Annotated in this window: 3 protein-coding genes; all 3 read left to right on the top strand. The window is 67.1% G+C overall.

What is annotated here, in order from left to right:
* Positions 1–407: thiamine-phosphate kinase (locus AC27KI_RS20275; RefSeq protein ID WP_487115503.1), on the top strand; the 407-nt coding region annotated here is incomplete at its 5' end.
* A gap of 373 nt (positions 408–780) precedes the next feature.
* Positions 781–2,553, top strand: a complete 1,773-nt coding sequence (locus tag AC27KI_RS20270) for a pectate lyase (protein ID WP_487115501.1) — start codon at positions 781–783, stop codon at positions 2,551–2,553.
* 305 nt (positions 2,554–2,858) lie between these two features.
* Positions 2,859–3,962 (top strand): CHASE3 domain-containing protein (locus tag AC27KI_RS20265; RefSeq protein ID WP_487115499.1); only part of this gene is annotated, 1,104 nt, incomplete at its 3' end.

Raw genomic sequence — 3,962 nt, 5'->3', positions numbered from 1 at the left:
GCGTGGCATTGGGGCAGGCCCTGCGCGGGCTGGCCCGCAGCGCCATCGACGTGAGCGACGGGCTGGTGGGCGACCTGGGCCACATCCTGCAGGCCTCGGGCGTGGGGGCCCGCATCGACACCCAGAACGCTATTGAATTAATAGCAAAAGGGGCAATGAGTACTAGGGCATCAGCGGCTTTTGACCACGAAACCCTGCTGCGCTGCGCCCTGGCCGGCGGCGACGACTACGAACTGCTGTTCACCGCCGCGCCCGAGCACCGCGCCGAGGTCCAGGCCGCCGGGCAGGCCACGGCCACGCCCGTGGCCCGCATCGGCACCATCGAGGCCGCGCCCGGCCTGCGGCTGATGGATGCCCAGGGCCTGTCCCTCCCCCAGCAATACTCGTCATACGACCACTTTCGCTGATCGGCAGCGCAATCACTTGCGGGACATCGCCGCCCCTGCAAAGCGGCAGTTGTCGTACCACTTTGTGACGAAATGCCACCGAAATCACGCTTGCGGCCGTCCCGACGTTGGCCACCGATACCGACTGCGCAATCGTTTGCGCCTAAGTAGGTACTAACTCGAAGCGCCTTACCAAAGGCTTACGCACCCTCTGGAGCGTGGCAGACCGGGTAAACACGCATCGCCTCCTCTCCCCTGCCTCCCACAATCGCCGCCAAGTTGTACGACATCCTTCAAGATGATCTGCACACCAAGACAGCCGGGATCCCCAGGCTGCGATCGCCGCGCCGACGGCGCGTGCATTCCTTGCATCGAAGACGAGAGGAGACATTCCATGAAACGCAGAGATTTCGCGCTGACGGCGCTCGCGCCGCTGTGGCTCACCGCCTGTGGCGGCGGTTCGGGCGGCGCATCCGGCCCGCAGGGAGAGGCGGCCACCGCGCTGCGGCGCGCCGCCGACTACATGGACGAGGTGGTTTCGTACCGCGGCGGCTACGTGTGGTCGTACTCGCCCGACCTGAAGCAGACCTTCGGCGAGATGGAGGCCTACCGCACCATGTGCTGGATCCAGCCGCCGGGCACGCCCTCGGTCGGCCACGTGTACCTGGACGCCTACCACGCCACCGGCGACGAGCGCTTCCTGCAGGCCGCCGAGCGCACCACGCTGGCCATCGTCGCGGCGCAGCACGCCTCGGGCGGCTGGAACTACATCCACGACTTCGCAGGCGAGGCGTCGCTGCGCCAGTGGTACGACACCATCGGCAAGAACGGCTGGCGGCTGGAGGAGTTCCAGCACTACTACGGCAACGCCACGTTCGACGACGCGGGCACGGCCGTGGCCTCGCAACTGCTGCTGCGCATGTATGTGGAAAAGCGCGACGTGCGCTTTCTCGCGCCGCTGCAAAAGGCCATCGACTTCGTGCTCAACGCGCAGTTCGGCCCCGAATACGGCGTGGCGAACGGCGGCTGGCCGCAGCGGTTCCCGCACTTTCCCGGCGCGGTCGGCGCCATGCCCTCGCCCCACCCCGAGCAGGTGCCCGCGGGCGCCCATTCGGGCATGGAAGACGGCGACTACACGCTGCACGTGACCTTCAACGACGACGTGATGGGCGAGAACATCAAGTTCCTCACGATGTGCGTGATGGCGCTGGGCGAGACGCGCCTGCTGGCCCCCATCGCACGCGCCATGGAGTGCATGCGCCTCATGCAGCAAAGCGGCCCGCAGGCCGGCTGGAGCCTGCAGCACTTGTCGCGCCCCATGGGCGGCCGCCCGGCCGGCGCACCGGCCGGCGCGCGCAGCTACGAGCCCCGCTCGCTGGCCACGCACACCACGCAGACCAACATCCGCCAGCTGTTCAACTACTTCCAGCTCACGGGCGAGCGCCGCTACCTCGCGCGCATTCCCGAGGCCATCGCCTGGCTCAAGACCTGCCCGCTGCCGGCGGCGGCCATCGCGGGCAGTCCGCTGCTGGGCGGCGGCCGCACCCACCCCACGTTCGTGGAACTGGGCACCAACGCGCCGCTGTACGTGCACCGCTACGGCTCCAACATCCACAACGGCGGCTACTACGCCGACAAGGACTGGGCCAACACCGTCAGCCACTACTCGGCGGGCCGCGCCATCGACATCGCGGGACTGGAGTCCACCTACCGGCAGCTCGATGGCATGAGCGATGCGGCGGTGGCCGCCATGGCGGCGCGCTCGCCCCTCAAGGCCGGCACCGCCACGCGCGCGCTGCCCCGGTATTTCTCGATCCGCGAGGTGGACTTCCCCGACCTGTTCGCGGGCGCCACCATGGCCACGCCCAAGGTGCCCGACAGCGAAGCGCAGACGCTGGTGGACGAACTGGGCGCCAAGGGCTACTGGACCTCGCCCGTGCCCGAGGTCGTCAACCCCTACCAGGGCGACGGGCCCTCGGCGGCCTACACCGGCACCGCCTACCGCAGCAAGCACGTGGGCGATGCCTGGGACACGTCGCCCTACCCGGCCGACAACCCGCCGGAGGTCCCGCCCTACGTGAAGCGGGACAAGCCGCAGTTCATCGTCACCTCGGAGTGGATCCGCCGCATGGGGCGGCTCATCGCCTACGTGGCACCGCAGGCGTGATCGACGGCTGACGTTTTCCGGCCCAGCCCCGAGCCCACCCACCGCAGCCTGCCGGTCCGGGATCCGATCCCGGGCCGGCAGGCTGCCTTTCTTTGGATCGCACCCCATGGATGGGCGCACAAAAGTATCATATTTATCAAATAAGTACAGGGGTGCCAATCCTCAATGCCACCCATTTTTCTTTCCACGGGCTGAAATTCCGAGAATTCAGACTATTTTTTGATACCCGTTGCGGAGTTTCAAATTTATCATTTATACGAATTATTACATTTCAAATCACCCCCACCAGACCCGGAAGGATGGATATGAACCCGAGCCGCACCCTGACCGTTTCACGGCGACTTCTGATCGCTTTCGGTACCGTCATCGGTATCTTTCTGGCGGTCGCCGCCACGTCCCTGTACAGCAGCGCCCATCTGGCCGAGGCGGAAAAATGGAACATCCACACCTACCAGGTGCTGGACCGCTCCAACACGCTGCTCAACAGCATGGTCAACATGGAAACCGGCACGCGCGGCTTTCTGCTCAGCGGCGAAGACCGGTTCCTGGAGCCCTGGAAAGCCGGCAGCCAGGCGTTCGACCAGGCCTGGACGGAGGTCAAGAAGCTGACCGCAGACAACCCGGCGCAGCAGCAGCGCCTGGACGGGATGAAGGCCCGCAACACCGAATTCACCACCGTGGTGATCGCCTTGATGCAGGCACGGCGCGACGTGGCGGCAGGCACCAGGACCATGCAGGACTTCCTCGTGCAGTTCGGCCAGGGCAAGGACAAGGCGGCCATGGACGGCTTTCGCGCGCTGCAGGGCGAACTCGACAAGGCCGAGAGCGACCTGCTGGCCCGCCGCTCCGCGGAAGCCGAGCAGCTGCGCGCCTTCAATGTCAACGCCGTCGTGGCCGGCTCCCTGCTCGCCATCGGGCTGGCCTGTGCGCTGGGCGTGTGGGTGACGCGGTCCATCACGCGGCAGCTCGGCGGCGAACCGGACTACGCCTCCGAGGTGGTGCGCCAGATCGCCGCGGGCAACCTCGCCGTGGACGTGAGCACCCGCGCAGGCGACCAGGCCAGCCTGCTGGTGGGCATGAAGGCCATGCGCGACAGCCTGGCGCAGGTGGTGGGCCAGGTCCGCCAGAGCAGCGACTCGATCGCCACCGGCAGCACGCAGATCGCCACCGGCAACGCCGACCTGAGCCAGCGCACGGAAGAGCAGGCCTCCAACCTGCAGCAGACCGCCGCCTCGATGGAAGAGATCACGGCCACCGTCAAGAACAACGGCGATACCGCCCGCCAGGCCACGCAGCTGGCCGACTCCGCCAGCGCCGTGGCGCAGCGCGGCGGCGTGGTGGTGGGGCAGGTCGTGGACACCATGGAGGCCATCACCGCCTCCAGCAAGAAGATCGTGGACATCATCGGC

The organism is Acidovorax sp. KPB24-03, from assembly GCF_057546605.1.
Note: the sequence above shows the minus strand (reverse complement) of the source record. Positions and strands in the feature narration are given on the sequence as shown.

Excerpts from the sequence above, each read along its gene's own strand:
- AC27KI_RS20270 (WP_487115501.1), top strand. The coding sequence starts at position 781 with ATGAAACGCAGAGATTTCGCGCTGACGGCGCTCGCGCCGCTGTGGCTC.